Genomic DNA, 18,023 nt, shown 5'->3' with positions numbered 1-18,023 from the left:
CGAAAGACCGAAAGAACGAGCCGGACACCCACCGGTGCAGCCGACGGAGCGCAAAGGTCCAACAGCACACACAACGCTCCGGCAGACCCCGGAACGATCCGGACGGGTCGGACCCGATCCGCCCGGTTCGTGATCAACGCCGCCCAACCCTGGGAGACTGCCGCCGAGTTGCTCCCACAACCGCCCGAGCGGGGGCGAGCTGAGGGTCCGTACGGCTGCCGAGCTGACGTTCATCACGTCGGCGGTCTCCGCCACGCTGCGGTCCTCCCAGTACCGCAGCGCCGGATCGCCACTGCGGCCGACCTCCCCGTCCGGGACCTCACCCACCGGCCGTTCGGTGGCCGAACGCCGCCGCCGGTGGGTGAGGAAGGCCCGCACGAGAACGGTCTGCGCGTACGCCGCCGGGTTGTCGATGCGGGGGATCCGCCCCCAGAGCAGATACATCCGCCCCAGGGTCTCCTGCACCAGAGCCTCGGCCAGGTACGTGTCCCCGCTGGTCAGCAGACAGGCCGACCGGTACAGCCGGCCGGTGCGCCCCTCCGCGAACTCGCGGAAGCCCTCCCTGCGCGGCTGCCTCATTCGCTCCCCCTCACCGTCCGTCTCACCCCTACGACGCGACGGTGACGGGGAAATGTTTCAGCAGTGCCCGGGAATCTCGGCCAGGTCGTGGAAGTAGGCGTGGAACTCCTCCCGGACGAACCCGTCCGACTCGTAGAGCGCCTGCGCCACCTCGTTGTCGTACGCCGTCTCCAGCTGCACCCCGGACGCCCCGGCTTCCCGGGCCCGCCGCAGCACTTCGCGCAACAGCGCCCGCCCCGCCCCCGTACGCCGCCCGGCCGGGGCGACGTACAGGTCGTTGAGGATCCACAGCGGCGCCATCGAAAGCGACGAGAAGGTCCGGTAGACCTGCGCGAACCCGACCGTCCCCCGCCCCGGCACCTCGGCGAGCAGCACCTGCGACTCCTCGCGCCGCACCCGCTCGGCGAGGAACGCCCGCGGCCGGTCCGGGTCTTCGACCTTCACCTCGTAGAAGTCCAGGTACCCGCGGAACAGCTCCGCGGCCACATCGAGGTCCTCCTCCCCCGCGACGCGCACCTCGGCGATGTCACCCATGTCCGTCTCCCCTCGTCTCCCCGCGCACCCGGACCCATTCTCCCGCCCCGCCCCGCTCAGCAGGGCACGGCAGCTCGTCCCAGTCCGTCCCGCTCCCCGGCGGACTCCTCATCGAACCAGTAGTCCCCTGCCGCCACGCACCGCAACGCCCGCCCCTCTCCCGGCGGCACCGCCACCGCGACGCCGGCGAACACCTCATCCCCGGCCGCCCCGATCCCGTCAAGGCTCCGGCTCAGGTTCAGGTTCTCGTACTGCGCGCTTTCGGACATGGGACGGCGACTCCTGTCGGCTGGCCGGATGAGTGACGGGGAAAAGCCCGCCCCATCCTGCTCCCCGCCCCACCCACCCGCACGCCGACACGTCCATTCGGCCGCACGGCCCTCACACGGCGCTCTCACGACGCCCCCGCCGGCCCACACGGTCTGGGGTCTTCCCGACTTCCGGCCGGACGGCATTGATGCGGCCGCAGTCTCGCCCGCCATGCCCTCAGGGACGCCCCGGGGCGTCACCATGGATCAGTTCGCGACCCACTCGTCCTTGTCAGGCCAGTAGGAGTAGTGCTTGCGGCCTTCCAGGGCGCTCGTGCGGAACGGCTTCCCGCCGTCGTCGACGCGGATCGTCCCGCGGCGGTCGCCACTGCTCCAGTCCACTTCCAGGTACCACGTCACGTCGTGTCCTTCGGTGTGGATGTCGAGGTTCAGGACCTGCGGATCGTGACGGGAGACCTTGAACGGGAAGCCCTTCGCCGGAACCACGTTGTCGCCGTCTTGACCGGCCACCGGCTTGACCCGCGGCTGCGCGTTGTCCAGGTCGATGTCGAACGTCTGCGGCGTGATACCGCTGCCGCAGCCATCGCCCATGGAGTACGACGGCCAGGGCAGCGCGGCCTTCCGGCCGACCACGCGCAGGTTGAGGCCGGTGAGGACCACCGACTGGTCCGAGTTCCCCGTCACGGTCAGCTGCAGCTCGCTGTCGCCGGCGCTGACGGCCCCCAGGGCGCGCGCCCACGTCCGCGTGTCGCGGGGATGGGGCGGCGGCGGAACGTTCGCCGGCGGCTGCTCCAGGAGGTAGTCCTCACCGCACGGCGCGTCCCAGTTGTACGAACTGATGCCCACGTTCGGCGCCCCGGCCCCGCTCTGCCGGGCGGGCGCCTCCGGCCCGGCCTTGGCGGTGGCAACCGGGTCCGCCGGGGAGGCACCACTCCCCGGTGAGGCAGAGGCGGAAGGAGATCCGCTGACGGATGCCGACGCGGACGGAGCCGCGGAGGCGACGGGGGACGGAAGCCCACTGCCCCTGCCAGGGGTCGCGGCCGCACCGGGCGCCCCGGCCTGCTGCCCACCGCGGCGCGCGTCCCCCGCCGCCTCGGCACCACCATCACCGCCGAGCCGGCTGATGCCGAACCCAGCCGGAATGGCAACGGCGACAACGGCCGCCGCGGCAATCCCGATCCGAAGCCGCGACGCCCGCCGCACACGATCCCCCGGATCGGCGGCAACGGGCTCGACGGCCACGGGCAACTCGGCCACGGACCCACGCTCGGGCTCTGAGGCGGGCTCGGGCTCCAGGTCGGTGTCGGGGCCGGGGTCGGCAGCCGGGGGTTGGCCGTTGGCAGCCGCAGCCACAGCCACAGCCGCGGTCACCGCCTCGCCCGAAGGAAGTGACTTGCCCTCCCCGGCCGGCTTCGACTCCTCCCCGCTGCTCCGGGACGAGGCAGCCGCCGAGGCGTCCGCCCGGCCGCGCCTGCGCGCCTCGTCGGCCACGATCCACTGCCGGTGCAGCTGCACGAGCTCGTCCGGGGTCGCCCCGCACGCCCTCGCGAACCGTTCCGCCGGCGCGTACTCCGTAGGGACGGCATCACCGTTGCAGTAGCGATGCAGCGTGGACGCACTCATGTGGAGCTGCCGGCCGAGCGCCCCGTAACTCCGTCCGGATCGTTCCTTGAACCCGCTCAGCAGTCCTGCGAAGTCGTCCGTCCCCGCTGCCAACTTCCCGATCCCCTCGTTGCGGCGTTCCCGGAACGCATTCCAACCACAGCGCGTTTCCCCTGGTCATGCCTCGTTCCGGCATCCCAGCCTCCCCCATTGTCCCCGGCCCGTTGTCCCACCCCACGCCGTGATCGCAAGGTCGGTGCAGCACCAGACAGCACGACCGGACCACACCGGACCACACCTCCGGATCCACAACGGGAAGTTGAGCCACATGCGCACCGTCCGCACCAGCACCGCCCTCGCCGCCACCGCCGCCCTGCTGGCGGGCCTCTCCCTGACCGCCTGCCAGAACGACGCCAAGGCCCAGGGACCACAGGCCACTTCCTCCCCCTCCGCCAACGCCAACGCCAACGCCAACGCCAACGCCAACGCCAACGGCCAGTCGAGCGCCTCCGCCGCGCCGACCGATGGCAACGCAGCGGGAAAAGCTCCCGGCCCGACCGCCCAGGGCGACGGCAAGAAGGGCGGAACGGTCACCCCCGGGAGCACGGACGTCCCGAACACCAGGGACACCACGGACGCCACGAAGGTCGCCACCTGCACCAGCGCTAACACCAAGGTCGTGGTCAGCAAGGTGTCACGCCCGATCAACCACCTCCTGTTGACCGCGACCAACACGGGCTCGAAGCCCTGCGCGGCCTACAACGCTCCGTTCCTGCAGTTCGATGACGAGCACTCCCCCACCGAGTTCATCGAGGACAGCCACCCGCAGGCCGTCGTCATACTCGACCCCGGCCAGTCCGCCTACGCCTCGGTCCTGCTCCAGCGGGAGGACATCAGCACCATCCGCACCACCAAGGTGCTCCGCGTGAACTTCGCCCCGCGCAACGGCCCCGGCTCCACCGGCTCCCCCGTCACCCTGACCCTCCCGGCGAACACGTCCAAGACCGACCAGGCAGCCGTCACCTACTGGCAGAGCAGCCTGTCCGACGCCCTCACCTACTGAGGGCACGACCACGCGAGCCCACGCGAGCCGGGCGAGCCCGCGGACATCGCACACCCTCCGGAAAACCGAAAGACCCAGGTCACGAATGATGTGACCCGGGTCTCCTCGGAGCCGCCTTCGGGATTCGAACCCAAGACCCACGCATTACGAGGCCCCACAAGATCATCCCGGGTGGTGCTGGGCGGTGCCGCAGAATCTCGTTTCCGCTGATCAGAGGCTTGCGGCCGTGATCACCATGACGTTGGGTCCACCCTAGTGCCACCCAGTCCGCTCACGCAGCGCTCACGCAACGGCAGCCGGAGCCTCAGCGCTTCCGCAGGTCCCTATGAGGCTCGAGAAGGGTGCTGCCACCCGCCCACTTCGTCCCGCACACATGGCAGATCACGTACCACTCATCCCCCGGCGCGCTTTCGTCCATGCGCCCATGCTGGCCCGTCCCAGGACACTCGTCGGTGACTTCCTCTTGACGCATTGCTTCTCCTCCGTGCCTAGTTGATCAGGCCGCGCCTTCTGCGGCGACGGCGGTCAAGCGGATCGAGTGGATGACGGACACCATGACGTCCACGTCGCCTTCGGGGAAGATCGCTTCGGGGCCGGTCGGTGCGAGTGCCGTGAACGGCGATTCGTACAGCGCGTCGACATCGATCGTGCCGTTGCGCGCCAGATAGTCGATCAGCTCGTTGACGAAGCGGAGCTGGTTCGCAGTGAACGTCTTGCCCTGCTGGAAGGCATCGAAGGCCAGGGCAGCTGCCTCCCTCTCCAAGCCGGTCAGGGACCGCAGGAACAGCCCCAGACCGCCGTTGGCGTCCTTGATGTAGGTGATGTCTTCCGCGGTGCCGATGCCGGCCTCGACGAAGATCGTCTCCAGCTCCGCCAGGTCCAAGGCAGTGATCTGCTTGTTGCGACGGATCTTCTGTACCGCGAGGTGGTCCTGGTGCGTGTTGAGGTAGATACGAATCTTCTGCTCGAAGCGGGTGAGGTCGGTACCGATCTCCATCCCCTTGAGCGAAGCAGCGGTCAGCTCCCCCAGCTCGTCCTCGAAGTCTGTGTATACGACGCCGCGCTTCGTCTTCTCGATCAGCCGGACAAGCCCGCGCAGGCGCCGCCGCATGGTCTCCAGCAGGGGCAGAGTCACGTCCTGCCACCACTCGTCGCCTGCGACTTCGTCGAGCAGGATCTGTTGGGCCTTGATCGCTGGGATCGTCAGCTGGTCGAGCAGGGCGGAGGCGATCTCCTGGACCTGGTCGCGAAGACGGGTGAAACCCGGGTCTCCGTTCGCCACGGCAAGCTGGAGACGGAGCGCGAGCAGATCAAATCGCTTGGCCTCCTCGCCGGCGTCATCCTTGTCGCGGAATGCAGTCGGAAGGCCAGCCAGATGGTCAATGGCCTGACCGTGTGCGTCGGGCGTGAACGCAAGCCAAGCATCGAAGTCAGCAAAGGTTTCGACCTGCTCGCGGTGCGGACGGACCAGGAAGTTGTCCGGGTTCATCGCTGTGACCTCGTCGTGCAGCCGATTGGCCAGGTCCCAGCGCAGGCCGGACTCACTGACCGTGCCATCCGACTCGGGGCGTGTCGCGGCCCCGGCTGCTCGATCCTCGCCGAAGTCTGCGGGCTCGCCTAGGGCGAGGAGCAGGTCAGCGCGGCGCTCGAAGATCCGCTGGCTCAGCGACGGGGCGACCTTGCCCTCAGCGCGCATCAGGTTCTGGTTGAAGAACTCGATGTTCTGGCAGAGGTCGAAGACGAGGAAGCCGTCCTTGCTCCGGTTGGGGCCGAAAAGGTCTGGGGCGAGCCGGGTGCCTCGGCCGATCATCTGCCAGAACTTGGTCTTGGACCGCACCAACTTGAAGAAGACGAGGTTGACGACTTCCGGAACGTCGATGCCGGTGTCCAGCATGTCCACGGAGATGGCGATCTGGGGGAGCTTCGACGTGTCGGAGAAGTCGTCGATCAGGCTCTGGGCGTACTCCTTGCGGTAGGTGATGACCTGCGCGAAGGCGCCCTTGAGGTGCGGGTAGTTCTTGTCGAACCGCTCAGCGATGAACTCCGCGTGGTGGTTGTTGGCCGCGAAGATGATGGTCTTGCCGAGCATGTCCCCGCCGTCGACCTTGAGGCCGTGCGACATGAGGGTCTGCAGGACCTTGTCGACCGTGTCGGCATTGAAGAGGTACTTGTTCAGCTCCTCCGTGGTGATCTCGTCAGGGATCGCACCGTCCTCGTTCCACTCCGTCTCGTCCCACTTCTCCTTGTCTTCGTCGGACAAGTCGTCGTATTTGATGCCGCCTCGCTGGAACTTCAGCGGCACATCGACAGCGCGTGGTGCCACCAGATAGCCCTCGGACACAGCCTCGTCCAGGCTATAGACGTCGGTGGGTACGCCGTCCTCAAGTTCGAAGCGCCGGTAGGTGTTCCGGTCGACCTCGTCCTTGGGAGTCGCTGTCAGGCCGACGAGAAGTGCGTCGAAGTAGTCGAAGATCGCCCCATACCGCTGATAGATCGATCGGTGTGCCTCGTCGATGACGATCAGGTCGAAGAAGCCAGGGCCGAAGAGCCGGCGGCCTTCAGCATCGGCCTGGTCGATCAAGTTCATCATCGTCGGGTAGGTGGAGACGAACACCCGGGCGTTGGGGTCCTTCTCCTCCAGCAGGTTGACCACGGGGGCACCCGGAAGGTGCTTCTTGAACTCGGTGGTCGCCTGCTTGACCAGGGCCTTACGGTCGGCGAGGAAGAGGATGCGCTTGGCCCAGTTGGCACGCATCATCAAGTCGCTGAGCGCGATCACGGTGCGGGTCTTGCCGGAGCCGGTCGCCATGACGAGAAGCGCGTGGCGCAGCGAATCCTTCTCGAAGGAGTCGGCGATCCGTCTAATCGCTCGGGACTGGTAGTGGCGGCCGGCGATCTGCTCGTTGATCGGCAGCTTGGCAAGACGACGACGGCTGGCCCGGCGCTGGATCAGGAGCCGCAGTTCGTCCTTGGTGTAGAAGCCCTGGACCTCACGGGGCGGGTAGTTGAGGTCGTCGAACAGGTAGGTGCGGTACCCGTTGGTGTAAAAGATGACCGGGCGCTGGTTGAACTGATCTTCCAGGGCTTTGGCGTAGAGCGTCGCTTGGAACTTGCCCTGCTTCGGATCGCGGGTGGTCCGCTTGGCTTCGACGACAGCCAGAGGTTTACCGTCGTCGTCCCACAGGACGTAGTCGACCTTGCCATTACCAGAGGGCGATGCCGAGGTAGGCAACCCAGTGACCGGGTACTCCCTGTCCTTCGGCTGATCCAGCGCCCAGCCGGCCTCCTTGAGAAGGAGGTCGATGATCAAGGTGCGGGTCTCGGCCTCGTTGTAGTCGTGGGTGTCCGGCTGTGCCTCGTTCGCGGCCTTGGCCGCCTTAATCTCCGCACGCAGCTGGGCAATCTCGGCGTCGAGGTCCTGGTTCTTCTTCCTCTCGGCAGCCAGTGCGGCATCCTGCGCGGCGTACTTCTCGGCCTGCGCCTTCAGCTCTGCCTGCTTGACGCTGCGTACCTCGGCAGGCATCGGCCGAGGTATCAGTGCGGTGTCGAACGCAAGCGTGGAGGCAGGAAGCAGGGACTGGTCACGGGTGTAGGTACGGGCCATCCAGTACAGGACGTGGAAAAGCTCGGCCACCGTGCGCACCGCATCCTTCGGCGCAACGGGGTTCTTGCGGTGCACGGCGGCATTACCCTGCCGACGAATCACGTCCATCTTCGTCCGGATTGCAGGGCCGGCCACCTTCACCAGCGTCGGCTCAGCAATCTGCGCTGCGAGATCACTTTGATACGGCAGCTTGAGCGTGCCATCAGCCTCGAAAAGCCACGCCACCGCGAGCTCCAGCACCCGTCGCGCGTAGAACGCAGAAGCCCTCGGGTCTGCGTACGCCAGCCGCTCTGCGTGGACTGCCTCGCGGTGCAGGTCAGGCCACTCGGCCTGGAGGAACTCAAAGTTGCTCACGATGGTGACCTTTCGCTGACGTAAGAAATAGGCGTACGAGTGCAGCGGACGCTCAGGCGAAGGGAGTTACATGATGCAACCCGGACTCTCAGCGGAACGCTCGGTACTGCAGCGATGCGAACAGCGAGTCAAGTTCGCCAAGTTGGTCAAGATATGACGCACGAGTCTTTTCAACTTGCGCCAGACTCCGCAAGAACCGATCCTGGCGCCCCAGTGACGGAATTGGGATCGAGAAGCTGCGAATCTGCTCAAAGTTCAGACCCGGCTTCGTTTGGCCGTACTGCATATGCGAAATCTGCATTTGCCCTCCAGATCGGAGGCTTAGGTAATAAGCGAGATACCTGCTACGCAGAGAGTCCTGATTGGGACGCAGGATCGCGACGTGCTGACTCACATATGCACCTGCAAGCACATCGGGTACGGCAGACACCCGACCGATAAGAGATCCAGTGATCGTGAGCAGCACGTCACCGCGCCGCACACACGTCCGTCGCGCTTCGGCATTATCCGGAGCTTTGACGAACTGGGCAGCGGAGGTATCGACATGATTCATCCGAACATCGAGCGAGCGAATAAAATGATCCCCCGCATCCGAATAATACTTAGCCCACCCCCTGCCGCCACTGGTAACAAACGAAAGATGGTCCCCTAGGGATTCGATCCGCTCTCGCGACTTCCCCATAAACATGTCGAGGAAGATAGACTCGGTGAGGTCCTCGAGAAGCGTTAGGGCTTCACGGCGCTTGACACGCAACGCGTCCACCCGATCCAGAACGGAAACGATTTTACGCTGTTCGGCAATCGGAGGCACGGGAAGATGGAGCCCAAGCAGAGATTCGCGACTCACTGTGGCTTGATTTACCCACTGCCGACACATCGACTTAAAAACGCCGCGCTGAAACTGCGCCTGTAGCCAGTGTGCCAGGTAGGCGGGAGCGAGCCGCTCTCGGTCTGTACGCAGGCGAAGGAAGTGGTTACTGAAAACCGTGGGCTCTTCAAGCCCGGGAAAAAGGAGCGTCTTCCCAACAAGCTCCGGACTGTTCGTTGCGTTAAAAAGCACATCACCCGAGCAGAGCAGCGTGTTGGTGGCCGACTTTTTATTGAGCGGCACATAGCGCTTCTTGGTCAGACTTAGACTCCCAGACCTAGTGATGTTATTCATACGAATCTGGAAGACGCCATCCGGGTCTTCCTCACCGCAAGCAAATCCAGACTTGACGTCAACAACCATTTCACCGAGTATCCGTTTTGCTGGCGCGCTCATCCCAGCAGCCCCTTCAACTCGCCCATTGATTGTTGAATCTCCACTTCAATCCGTGTCAGCTCGTCCATGATCTCGCCCGGCGCTCGGTGCTCGGCCTCCTCGTGAACGATCTCCTTATAGCGGTTGAGGCTCAGGTCGTAGCCCTGCGCCGCAATATCGTCCTTGGAGATGCAGAAGCTCCGCTCAGTCCGGGCCCGCTCCTGCTCACTGCCATTACGACGTCGCCAACGTGCCAGCACGTCCGGCAGGTTGTTTTTAGCCCGTTCATCGTCGCTCAACTCGCCATCGCTGACGAGCGGCCCGAGCTTGTCCTCCGGCAGCAGCGGCAAGCGCTTATCGTCGAGGCTCCAACCATCTGCCGTCACCTCGTAAAACCAGACGCTGTCCGTTCCCCCACTATTGGTCTTAGTGAAGAATAGAATGGCCGTGGAGACTCCAGCGTACGGTTTGAAGACTCCACTTGGCAGCTTTACCACCGCGTCCAGTTTATGTCCCTCAACAAGCAGCTTCCGCAGCTCCTTGTGTGCCTTGCTGGAGCCGAACAGGACCCCATCTGGGACGATGACTGCGGCTCGGCCGCCCGGTTTGAGTAGGCGCAGAAATAGGGCGAGGAACAGCAGTTCAGTTTTCTTGGTCTTGACTACTTTCTGTAGGTCAGCTGCCGTCGCGTCGTAGTCGAGACTTCCAGCGAAAGGAGGGTTCGCAAGGATGAGCGAGTAACGGTCTGCCTCGCCTGCCGCGCTCTGTGCGAGCGAGTCGCGGTAACGGATGTCGGGGTTCTCGACCGAGTGCAGCAGCATGTTCATGCTGCCGATGCGGAGCATGGTGTTGTCGAAGTCGAAGCCGTGGAACATGCTCTCGTTAAAGTGCTGCCGCTGCGCCGGGTCGAACAACGCCTCACGATGGGTGCGCTCCATGTACTCAGCAGAAGCCACCAGGAAGCCGGCCGTGCCGCACGCCGGGTCGCAAATCTCGTCGCCAGGCTGCGGGGCCATCATCTCCACGATGAGCTGGATGATGTGCCGGGGGGTGCGGAACTGCCCGTTTTGCCCAGCCGTAGCGATCTTGCTGAGCATGTATTCGTACAGGTCGCCCTTGGTGTCCTTGTCGCCCATATCGATGCCGTCGATCATGTCGACGGCTTTGGTGAGCAGGTTCGATGTCGAGATCGTGAAGCGCGCGTCCTTCATGTGGTGCGCGTAGGTGGAGTCCTCACCACCCACCGTGCGCAACCACGGGAAGACCTTGTCCCGCACCCGGCTGAGCATGGTCTCCGGGGACTCATTGACGAACACCGACCAGCGCAGGGACTTGGTCTCGTCTGTGTAGATCGGGTTCTCAACCGCTCGCCCCGTTCGGTTGGCCTTGTTCTCCTTGGCCTGTTCCAGTATGTCGAGGCGGCGGATGAACATGAGGTAGGTGATCTGTTCAATGACCTCCAGCGGGTTGGAGATGCCGCCAGACCAGAAGGCGTCCCACAGTCGGTCGATCTTGCTCTTCAGCTCACCTGTAATCACCAGAGCAGGCTAGCGGAGCCCCCGCCTGATCGGGAGCTCAAGATCAAATTCGACCCGATCCCGTTGTTTCGCACCTCTGCGACAAGCCGGCCTCCCAACTCCCCAATGCGCCTCTTGACTCAGTAGACCGGCCTCCGGAGGCTGCGACGAGCGTCTCAGCATGTCCACGGATCGCCGCACAGGCCCATGCCGGTCCGGTAAACGGTCAGGGAGCCGGTTCCGGCGACTGCCCGTGTTCAAGGTAGGAGGTCAGGCCCTTCGCTCGGGCGTTGATGCCTTCGGTGATCCGCCGCGCGAGGCGAGGGATGGTGAGCTCGGGCACCTGGTCAGCGTCGTGGAAGTCGTAGCCGCGGAGCTCGTCCGCTTGTAGGGCGATCTGTCGGCGGTCGTCGGCGCTCAGGCGACCGCCGTCGAAGAGGTAGAGGACCTTGTCCCCCTCGCCCGGGTTCGGCGCCCAGTCCACGACGAGCAGGCGGCCGATGCGCGGTGCGATGCCCAGTTCTTCCTGGACCTCGCGCACGCAGGCTTGTCGGGGCGACTCCCCCTCCTCGACGTAGCCCCCGGGGATGTCGCGGTAGTCCTTGTAGGACGGCTCGACGAGGAGGACTCGATCGGCTTCGTCGAAGAAGAGAGCGCCGGCCGCCATGCGGGGGCGGGCCATCTTCGCTTCGTGCTCGTTCTCACTCACGGATCGGACCCTAGCCGCCCGCGATAATGGCCACTCTGCGGGCCAGGTCGGCCACGGGTGGGACGGCCGGCCCATGGTGCCGCGTGTCCAGCCGATGACCGGTTCCCGGCTCAGGTAGTGGTGGTGCGCCTGCTCGGGGCGGCTTGTTCCGCTTCCAGCTGGGCGGCCCGGGCTTCGTCGGTGCCGTTCCAGGAGCTCAGCGTCCTGGCGACTTCGAGGCTGTGCCGTACGCCGCCGCTCCACGGGCAGGTCGGTTGCACGAGTGGTCTTTGCCTACGACGGGCGAACTGAGGGAACGCTCACCCTGCTGGCTTCGCCCAGGGCATCCAAGTGCCGCGCAAAACTGATCCGCAAGCTGTCCAATACGGCCTTGCCCTTCTCAGGTGTGGCGAGAGAAGGGAAACCGATCACCCCAGATTCGGTGGACGCGCTCATGCCCTGGACCAGCAGAAACGGACGGCTGCCGCCGTCGTGGTCGGCATCGGCGAACCCTCTTCGCACCAGCTCGGGAGCAGCATCCAGAAGGATCGAGGTCTCGATCTCGCCAGCGTGCATGTCGGCGTGGCGGTCGGAAACGAGACCGGCGTCGTCGCGGGCTCGGTCCCAGTCGGAGCTGAGGGGAAACAAGGAGACCGCGGGCCCGTCCACGTTTGCCTCCTGCACGACGTTGGACAGAACGTAGTTTCCGCCGTGGCCGTTGACGATCACCAGCTTGTGGATGCCGGAGCGCGCGAGGGAAGCGCGGATGTCGTCGATCATGGCGTAGAGGGTCTTGGCGCTGATACTGACGGTGCCGGGGAAGCCCGCGTGTTCGTGACTACACGACATGGTGATGGGCGGCAGCAGGTGCACCGGGTAGGTGCTGGCTAACTCCTGGCTGATGATGCAGGCGATCGCCGTGTCGGTGATCAGTGGGAGGTAGCGGCCATGCTGTTCGAAAGAGCCGATGGGGAGAACAGCCAGCGAGGGCTGCGCTTCCTGGACGTCCGAGCTTGTGGTGGTCGGTAGCAGGTTCACGGCACTCCCTCGGTTGGCTATCGCTCCGCCGTCATCTTCGGCGGCGACTGGCTGCAGGCGTGTCGGAATCCTGGCACGGGACTGATCTTGGGCCCTGCTGGGCATCGAACGGGCTATGGAGGAAGCGATGTTGGGGTGGGCAAGGCATGTAGCGGAGACGGAGCTCAGCACTGTGCTTCCCCGGCGGTGGGTGCATTCGCAAGGGGTGGCGACGCGCGCCTCCGGGCTTGGCCCTGCCCTGGCAGGGGACGCTGAGCTGTTGTCTGCTGCGGCGGTGCTGCACGACGTGGGCTACGCGCCCCGGCTGGCGGTGACGGGTTTCCATCCTCTCGACGGGGCCCGGTTCCTGCGTGACGAGCATGGTGCGGACGAGAGACTGGTGCGGTTGGTTGCGAACCATTCGTTCGCGATGATGGAGGCCGAAGAGCGTGGGCTGAGGGAGACGCTGGAGAGAGAGTTCCCGTTGCTGGACGAGCCGCTGCTCGTGGACGCGCTCGTGTACTGCGACATGACGACGACGCCCGACGGCGAGCAGACCACCGCCGAGGAACGGGTGGCGGAGATCGTAGGCCGCTACGGGGCGGACAGCCTCGTGGGGCGGTTCATCCGTCGGGCGGCGCCGGAGATCTTCGCCGCCGTGGGGCGAGTGGAGGCGGCGCTGGTGGCTCAGCCGAGGTAGGGGTACGTGCCGGCGAGGTAGTCGCCGATCTGCTGGCGCATGCTGGCGTGGATGTCGTACTGGTCGAGGTCCGCGGGCTGGATGAAGCGGACGCCGTCGGCTTCGTCGTTGATCGTGGGCGCACCCCCGATGGGGCGGCCGATGTAGGTGTTCTCGTACTGCTGGCGGATCTCGCCGTCGGTGTAGGCGACGATGTGCTTTGGGTTGGTGTAGACGCCGAGGAAGCCGGTGATCTCGGCGACGATGCCGGTCTCCTCCAGGCACTCGCGCACCGCGCACTGCGCGGCGGTTTCGCCGATGTCCTGGGCTCCGCCGGGCAGGGCCCACTGTCCGGTGTCGCGGCGGCGCTGTAGCAGGATGGCGCCGCTGTCGTCGACGACGAGCAGGTTGCTTGCGGGGATGAGGGTGTTCGCCTTCGGCGCTGTGGGGTCGTTGTAGTACTCAGTCCTGCCCATGTGCGGCGGTCCCCTCCTGGTCGGGAGTCCAGGGCCGTGCGGTGGCCCAGACGGCTTCGAAGCTTTGAGCGTAGTTGTCGAACCACCCTGCGCCGTCAGCCCTCTTGAGGTGCAGGAGGGGATTGGCGCTCGCCGGCCGGCCCCACACATGCGGGTTGACCAGCAGGTGGTCGTCGTAGCGGAACAAGGACGTGTAGAGCGTGGTGTCGTGGAGCCGCACTTCGCAGCCGGCCTCGGGCAGCAGTGGGCGGTAGTAGGTGAGGGAGGCTCGGATCTTGGCGGCGAGGGTGTCGCCGATGCCTTCCTCGCGTCCTCGGATGGCGACTGCCTGGCCGCCCGGGTCTCCGAAGCACAGGCGTACGCGGACGCCGTCGGCGGCCCGCTCTGCGAGCATCTCGGCGACCTGGGGGTTGGACTGGGCGAAGAACGTGCCGGAGAAGACCAGCACTCCGATCTGCTCCCGTGCCTCCTGGAGGAGGGTCAGCCACATGTCCCGGGGGACGCTGGCGCGGTTCTCGTAGGTGCCGACCAGTTCGCTGCCTAACGCGGCGGTGGGCTTGGCCGCCCGCGGCTGTGGGGCAGGCCAGAGGAAGGACTCCTCCACCCGGAGGTGTTGGGCGGCCCGGAACCGGTGACGTGGGTGAGGCACGCGACCGCCCAGCCAGCGGCCAACGGTCTTGGGGTCCACCTCGCAAAGCTCGGCGAGCGACTCGGGGGAGACGCCGCGCTGGGCGAGTACGGAGTGCAGTCGCTCGTTCACAGATATCATGCAAGCGGAGCCGGGAGTGATCGGGCAAGGACGTTTCGGGACGTTCCCGCGGCATGGGGAAAGGCGACTGTCCTTACGCTGACGCCATGCAGCTAATCGTCCTATGGGACATCGACCACACCCTCATCGAGAACGCAGGCGTCAGCAAGGAGATCTATGCCGCCGCCTTCTCAGCCCTCGTTGGTCACGCCCCTATGGGGTCGGCCCGGACGGAGGGCAGGACCGATCGGCTCATCATGCGCGGGATGTTCCAGCAGCACGGGCTGGAAGAGCCTGAGTGGTCTCTGGTTGAGGCGGCTCTCGCCGAGGCTGGCCAGAAGCGCTGGGAGGATCTGCGCCGTCGGGGGACGGCGCTGCCAGGAGTGCGCGACGTACTTCTGGTGGCATCGGCGCGTCCCGGCTGGGTGTCGTCGGTGCTGACCGGGAACATCGCGGCCAATGCCCGAGTGAAGCTGTCCGCCTTCGATCTCGATCCGCTGCTGGATCTGCCTGTTGGGGCGTATGGGGCCGATGCCGAGCAGCGGCCCGACCTCGTCGCGGTCGCGCGGGAGCGGGTCCAGCGCCTACGGGGCCTAGGTGGGGACGTCCCGGTCGTGCTGATCGGGGACACCCCCCGGGACGTCGAGGCCGCCCTCGCCACCGGCTCGGAGATCATCGCCGTCGCCTCCGGCATCCACAGCGCCGACGAGCTGGCTGCTGCCGGTGCGTTGGTCGTGCTGCCAGACCTGTCGGACACGGAACGGGTCATCGCGCTCCTGGAGGGCTTTGCAGGGCGCTGAAAACGTCCCGGGACGTCCTCGGGAGCGTCCGTATACGCGGTGATGCGGTCCCAGCCCCCTCGGCCACGATCAGGGCTCCAACGAGGCGACTGGCCGAAGGGGGCCCACACGTGATCGGGGAAGTCACCGGGATCCGCAGGATCCGGATGCTGTACCTGCAGCTTCTGTACCGCTGCAACTTCGAGTGCCTGCACTGCTTCCACGGCACGCGGCTTCAGCACGCCGACGCGTTCACCGCCGAGCAGGCCGCGAACCTCCTCACCCTCATGCGCGAGGAGTACGGCACCGAGGCCGTCACCCTGCTCGGTGGCGAGCCGTTCGTCTACAAGGAGCTCGCCCGTGTCGTCCGGTACGCCAAGCAGGAGCTGGGCCTCCAGGTCGAGATCTGCACCAACGGCTACCGGATCGAGCGCCGGCTCGCCGAGATCGCCCCGTACGTGGACCTGCTGCGGGTCTCGCTGGAGGGCATCGGCTCGACCAACGACCACATCCGCAAGGCTGGCAGCTACGAGAGCGCACTGCGCGCCCTCGACCTCGCCCGGGAGCTCGGCGTCCGCACTGGGGCCACCATGACGGTCACCTCCAGCAACATCGAGGAGGTGCTGCCCCTGGCACGCACTCTCCAGGACCTCGGCGCACGCCAGCTCAAGCTCCACTGCCTGCGGCCGGTCGGCCACGCCGCCAACCACCCCGAGCTCCTGATCACCGACTCCGCCGCGTACGCCCGTCTGCGCGAGCAGCTCCGGGAGACCCGGCTGTCGATCGAGGTGATCGTCGACGAGGACCTGTCCGAAGACGGCGCCCCCGAGATCTGCACCCCCGAAGGCGGCCCGGTGGAGATCGAACGGATCGAAGCCGATCCGCGCGGCGCGCTGACCATGTCCTGCAAGGCCGTCGGCAAGGACTCCCACGCCTTCTGGTACGACAAGCTCGCCGACCACATCGTCCACCGCCCCACCGCCACCGACGAGCTCACCCTCGCGGTGCCCGACGTGGTCTACGCCCGTGTCTGACCACCCGCGCTTCGAGAGCATCGAAGGGCTGCGCGGCACCGGCAAGTCGACGATCGCCCCGATGCTGGCCGCAGCCCGGGAGGCCGTCCTGGTCCCAACCGTGCCGGCCTTCTACCAACCGCTGCGGCGGGAGGTGGACAGACGGGAGAACGTGGAGGCCCGGATGTGCTTCTACCTCTCCGCCCTGTTCGCCGCGGCCGAGGACATCCGGCGGTACCTGTCGGCCGGCACCCCGGTCGTCGTGGAGAGCTACTTCACCCGCTGCCTGGCCAACCACCGTGCGCTCGGCGCCCGCCTTGGCATCACGCTGCCGCCGGATCTGCCGCAGCCGGTCACGTACTACCTGGTGTGCGCGGAGGACGAGCGCCAGGCCCGGCTCGCCGGCCGGGACAAGCCCGACTCCCGCTGGGACGCCCTGGTCGAGAGCGATTCATGCAGCGTCACCGACGCCTACGCCGGCTTCGCGATGCACCGCGTGGACACCACCGGCCGCGGCCCCGACGAGGTCCTCCAGGCGATCCTCACCACCAACGTCCAAGGAGCGCACGCCCGTGCAGACGCAGAGCCTGTGGGAGCACACCCTCACCTTCTTCCCCCAGTTCCTCGCCGCGCTGAGGGAGCACACCGCACCTGACGCCACCGTTGCCGTGGTCGGAGCCAGCGACGGCAAGTTCATCCTGCCGCTCGCCGCCGCCGGCTACCGCGTCGTCGCCATAGAGCGTGACCCGCTCGCCCTGCATGGTGGCGAGGTCCACCTTCCGGGTGACGAGCACGCCCACGCGCTGGGACTGATCGACCGGCTCAAGCTGGAGGAGCTCTACGACCGCGTGCAGGTGGTGGAAGAGGACTTCCTTACCGGCGAGCCGCTGGACTCGCCCTGCGACGCCGTGTGGACAAGCTGCTCGTGGCACTACAGCGCCAACCACCACCGCCCGCTTGCCGAGTTCGTCGACCGCATGCAGCGCCTCGTGCGTCCCGGGGGCCTGTTCGGCGCGGAGTTCATGATGCCCATCGAGCAGCGCCACTTCCTGGTCGAGCACTACACGTCCCCCGAGAAGCTCCGCCGCCACTTCATCGGCGACTGGGACGTCCTGCTCACACTGCGGACGACCGAGTTCACCGAGCGGGCCCACGTCGGGCAGCTCCAGGACCACACCCACCGCATGGGCCTGCTCCTGGCGGCCCGTACGCCCACCCTGCACCGCTACGGGAAGAAGGACCGATGAAGCACGAGTACGAGGCGAAGTTCCTGGCCGTCGACGTCGCCGACCTCCAGGACAGGCTGACCAGGCTGGGTGCCGTCCAGGCGTTCCCCCGCACCCTCCTCACCCGCAAGATCTTCGAGAACGACAACCTGGAAGGCGGCGCCTGGCTCCGCCTGCGGGACGAGGGCACCCGCTCCACGCTCACGCTCAAGCAGGTCACCGACTCCACCACGATCGACGGCACGACCGAGATCGAGACCGAGATCGCCGATCTGCACGCCATGGCCGACATCCTCCGTCGGCTCGGCCTGAGCGAGGTCCGCTACCAGGAGAACTACCGCGAGGAGTGGCGCCTGGGAGAGGTCGCCTTCGACTTCGACACCTGGCCCGACCTCCCCACCTTCATCGAGATCGAGGGCCCGGACGAGGCGTCCGTCCGCCAGGCCGCCGCCCTGCTCGAACTCGACTACGCCGAAGCCCGGTTCGGCAGCGTGGACGAGATCTACAAGAGCGAGGCCGGCCGCGACATCCTCGCCGAGCCCACCCTTCTCTTCTCGGACACCGAGAAGGCCGACCACACCCCCGTGGCCGTTCAGGCCGACTGAACCTTGAAGGCCGCGCAGTGCTTCTGG

19 protein-coding genes and 2 pseudogenes are annotated in these 18,023 nt (G+C 66.3%); 8 read left to right on the top strand and 13 right to left on the bottom strand.

What is annotated here, in order from left to right; translation table 11 throughout:
• Nucleotides 1-153: 153 nt before the first annotated feature.
• From AC067U_RS11775 to AC067U_RS11760, 4 genes and pseudogenes are all read right to left on the bottom strand, one after another.
• Nucleotides 154-579, bottom strand: a pseudogene (locus tag AC067U_RS11775) (sigma factor); the annotation flags it as partial.
• A 57-nt stretch (nucleotides 580-636) separates the two neighbouring features.
• Complete coding sequence (locus tag AC067U_RS11770) at nucleotides 637-1,113, bottom strand: N-acetyltransferase family protein (protein WP_478829467.1); 477 nt, start codon at nucleotides 1,111-1,113, stop codon at nucleotides 637-639.
• Between the two features lie 56 nt (nucleotides 1,114-1,169).
• Nucleotides 1,170-1,382 (bottom strand): hypothetical protein, encoded by a 213-nt coding sequence (locus AC067U_RS11765; RefSeq protein ID WP_478829466.1) that lies wholly within the window; start codon nucleotides 1,380-1,382, stop codon nucleotides 1,170-1,172.
• Between the two features lie 246 nt (nucleotides 1,383-1,628).
• The gene (locus AC067U_RS11760) at nucleotides 1,629-2,228 is read right to left on the bottom strand and encodes a hypothetical protein (RefSeq protein WP_478829595.1); all 600 of its coding nucleotides are present in this window, start codon (nucleotides 2,226-2,228) and stop codon (nucleotides 1,629-1,631) included.
• A gap of 547 nt (nucleotides 2,229-2,775) precedes the next feature.
• On the opposite strand from AC067U_RS11760, the gene AC067U_RS11755 reads away from it, so the two are divergent.
• Nucleotides 2,776-2,982: a hypothetical protein gene (locus AC067U_RS11755; protein ID WP_478829594.1), complete on the top strand. Its 207-nt coding sequence runs from the start codon at nucleotides 2,776-2,778 to the stop codon at nucleotides 2,980-2,982.
• Here AC067U_RS11755 and AC067U_RS11750 read toward each other — a convergent pair.
• Nucleotides 2,958-3,098, bottom strand: a pseudogene (locus tag AC067U_RS11750) (helix-turn-helix domain-containing protein); the annotation flags it as partial. The gene AC067U_RS11755 and the pseudogene AC067U_RS11750 overlap by 25 nt on opposite strands.
• 214 nt (nucleotides 3,099-3,312) lie before the next feature.
• Here AC067U_RS11750 and AC067U_RS11745 point away from each other — a divergent pair.
• Nucleotides 3,313-4,047, top strand: a complete 735-nt coding sequence (locus AC067U_RS11745; protein ID WP_478829465.1) for a DUF4232 domain-containing protein — start codon at nucleotides 3,313-3,315, stop codon at nucleotides 4,045-4,047.
• Nucleotides 4,048-4,543: 496 nt separating this feature from the next.
• On the opposite strand, the gene AC067U_RS11740 is transcribed toward AC067U_RS11745, so the two are convergent.
• From AC067U_RS11740 to AC067U_RS11715, 6 genes are all read right to left on the bottom strand, one after another.
• Entirely contained in the window at nucleotides 4,544-8,005 is a 3,462-nt protein-coding gene (locus AC067U_RS11740) for a DEAD/DEAH box helicase family protein (RefSeq protein ID WP_478829464.1), read from the bottom strand.
• Nucleotides 8,006-8,093: 88 nt separating this feature from the next.
• Nucleotides 8,094-9,269, bottom strand: coding sequence for a restriction endonuclease subunit S (locus AC067U_RS11735; protein WP_478829463.1), 1,176 nt, complete (start codon nucleotides 9,267-9,269; stop codon nucleotides 8,094-8,096).
• Entirely contained in the window at nucleotides 9,266-10,786 is a 1,521-nt protein-coding gene (locus tag AC067U_RS11730) for a type I restriction-modification system subunit M (protein WP_478829462.1), read from the bottom strand. The genes AC067U_RS11735 and AC067U_RS11730 overlap by 4 nt, the downstream gene beginning before the upstream one ends.
• A gap of 205 nt (nucleotides 10,787-10,991) precedes the next feature.
• Complete coding sequence (locus tag AC067U_RS11725; protein ID WP_478829461.1) at nucleotides 10,992-11,474, bottom strand: NUDIX domain-containing protein; 483 nt, start codon at nucleotides 11,472-11,474, stop codon at nucleotides 10,992-10,994.
• A 110-nt stretch (nucleotides 11,475-11,584) separates the two neighbouring features.
• A complete protein-coding gene (locus tag AC067U_RS11720) occupies nucleotides 11,585-11,734 on the bottom strand; it encodes a hypothetical protein (protein ID WP_478829460.1) in 150 nt (49 codons plus the stop codon).
• A gap of 13 nt (nucleotides 11,735-11,747) precedes the next feature.
• The gene (locus AC067U_RS11715; protein WP_478829459.1) at nucleotides 11,748-12,491 is read right to left on the bottom strand and encodes a creatininase family protein; all 744 of its coding nucleotides are present in this window, start codon (nucleotides 12,489-12,491) and stop codon (nucleotides 11,748-11,750) included.
• Nucleotides 12,492-12,606: 115 nt separating this feature from the next.
• Here AC067U_RS11715 and AC067U_RS11710 point away from each other — a divergent pair, with 115 nt between their 5' ends.
• On the top strand, nucleotides 12,607-13,170 hold the full coding sequence (locus tag AC067U_RS11710) for an HD domain-containing protein (protein WP_478829458.1): 564 nt from the start codon (nucleotides 12,607-12,609) through the stop codon (nucleotides 13,168-13,170).
• On the opposite strand, the gene AC067U_RS11705 is transcribed toward AC067U_RS11710, so the two are convergent.
• A complete protein-coding gene (locus AC067U_RS11705; protein WP_478829457.1) occupies nucleotides 13,158-13,625 on the bottom strand; it encodes an NUDIX hydrolase in 468 nt (155 codons plus the stop codon). The genes AC067U_RS11710 and AC067U_RS11705 overlap by 13 nt on opposite strands.
• A complete protein-coding gene (locus AC067U_RS11700; RefSeq protein WP_478829456.1) occupies nucleotides 13,612-14,385 on the bottom strand; it encodes an XRE family transcriptional regulator in 774 nt (257 codons plus the stop codon). The genes AC067U_RS11705 and AC067U_RS11700 overlap by 14 nt, the downstream gene beginning before the upstream one ends.
• A gap of 95 nt (nucleotides 14,386-14,480) precedes the next feature.
• On the opposite strand from AC067U_RS11700, the gene AC067U_RS11695 reads away from it, so the two are divergent.
• From AC067U_RS11695 to AC067U_RS11675, 5 genes are all read left to right on the top strand, one after another.
• On the top strand, nucleotides 14,481-15,173 hold the full coding sequence (locus tag AC067U_RS11695; RefSeq protein ID WP_478829455.1) for an HAD family hydrolase: 693 nt from the start codon (nucleotides 14,481-14,483) through the stop codon (nucleotides 15,171-15,173).
• Nucleotides 15,174-15,283: 110 nt separating this feature from the next.
• A complete protein-coding gene (locus AC067U_RS11690) occupies nucleotides 15,284-16,186 on the top strand; it encodes a radical SAM protein (protein WP_478829454.1) in 903 nt (300 codons plus the stop codon).
• Nucleotides 16,179-16,820, top strand: a complete 642-nt coding sequence (locus AC067U_RS11685; RefSeq protein WP_478829453.1) for a P-loop nucleotide/nucleoside kinase family protein — start codon at nucleotides 16,179-16,181, stop codon at nucleotides 16,818-16,820. The genes AC067U_RS11690 and AC067U_RS11685 overlap by 8 nt, the downstream gene beginning before the upstream one ends.
• Nucleotides 16,738-17,412 (top strand): class I SAM-dependent methyltransferase, encoded by a 675-nt coding sequence (locus tag AC067U_RS11680; RefSeq protein WP_478829452.1) that lies wholly within the window; start codon nucleotides 16,738-16,740, stop codon nucleotides 17,410-17,412. Before AC067U_RS11685 ends, AC067U_RS11680 begins: the two co-directional genes overlap by 83 nt.
• Nucleotides 17,409-17,996, top strand: a complete 588-nt coding sequence (locus tag AC067U_RS11675) for a class IV adenylate cyclase (RefSeq protein WP_478829451.1) — start codon at nucleotides 17,409-17,411, stop codon at nucleotides 17,994-17,996. The genes AC067U_RS11680 and AC067U_RS11675 overlap by 4 nt, the downstream gene beginning before the upstream one ends.
• Nucleotides 17,997-18,023 lie beyond the last annotated feature (27 nt).

Source organism: Streptomyces sp. NPDC043853 (assembly GCF_056436025.1).
Note: the sequence above shows the minus strand (reverse complement) of the source record. Positions and strands in the feature narration are given on the sequence as shown.

Bases quoted from the DNA above. Each gene is read 5' to 3' on its own strand.
- AC067U_RS11770 (WP_478829467.1), bottom strand. From the start codon at position 1,113: ATGGGTGACATCGCCGAGGTGCGCGTCGCGGGGGAGGAGGACCTCGAT.
- AC067U_RS11705 (WP_478829457.1), bottom strand. From the start codon at position 13,625: ATGGGCAGGACTGAGTACTACAACGACCCCACAGCGCCGAAGGCGAAC.
- AC067U_RS11710 (WP_478829458.1), top strand. From the start codon at position 12,607: ATGGAGGAAGCGATGTTGGGGTGGGCAAGGCATGTAGCGGAGACGGAG.
- AC067U_RS11745 (WP_478829465.1), top strand. From the start codon at position 3,313: ATGCGCACCGTCCGCACCAGCACCGCCCTCGCCGCCACCGCCGCCCTG.
- AC067U_RS11675 (WP_478829451.1), top strand. From the start codon at position 17,409: ATGAAGCACGAGTACGAGGCGAAGTTCCTGGCCGTCGACGTCGCCGAC.
- AC067U_RS11695 (WP_478829455.1), top strand. From the start codon at position 14,481: ATGCAGCTAATCGTCCTATGGGACATCGACCACACCCTCATCGAGAAC.
- AC067U_RS11735 (WP_478829463.1), bottom strand. From the start codon at position 9,269: ATGAGCGCGCCAGCAAAACGGATACTCGGTGAAATGGTTGTTGACGTC.
- AC067U_RS11765 (WP_478829466.1), bottom strand. From the start codon at position 1,382: ATGTCCGAAAGCGCGCAGTACGAGAACCTGAACCTGAGCCGGAGCCTT.